This window comes from Chromohalobacter sp. HP20-39 (genome assembly GCF_033052815.1).
In the GTDB taxonomy this organism is placed as follows: domain Bacteria; phylum Pseudomonadota; class Gammaproteobacteria; order Pseudomonadales; family Halomonadaceae; genus Chromohalobacter.
This window is the reverse complement of sequence record NZ_JAWHTP010000919.1, coordinates 1-254: the sequence shown is the minus strand read 5'-3', so window position 1 is coordinate 254 and position 254 is coordinate 1. Positions and strand designations below refer to the sequence as shown.

The following is a 254-nucleotide window of genomic DNA, read 5'->3' as shown; positions in this document are numbered from 1 at the left end:
GGCCGGCGAGACCGACCACGACGTTGAGGCCCCAACCCAGCATCACGTAAGTCACGACCAGGATCGAGAGGTCGAGAATGTAGCGCTGGTTGTAGAAGATCACCGGGACCAGGAAGGCGAACACCAGCAGCGCCGGAGCCAGCCAGCGGCCGGCGAACGACATCGCCGCCTGCACCGGTTTCGGCACGACGCGCTCGGTATCGACCGGTCCCCACCATTGCCGCAGCAATTCGATGATGATGCTGCCGCCGAAC

The 254-nt window shown here is 64.6% G+C and carries 1 pseudogene; it reads right to left on the bottom strand.

Annotated features, from left to right (window positions below):
- A pseudogene (locus tag RVY79_RS20655) lies at nucleotides 1-254 on the bottom strand (hypothetical protein); the annotation flags it as partial.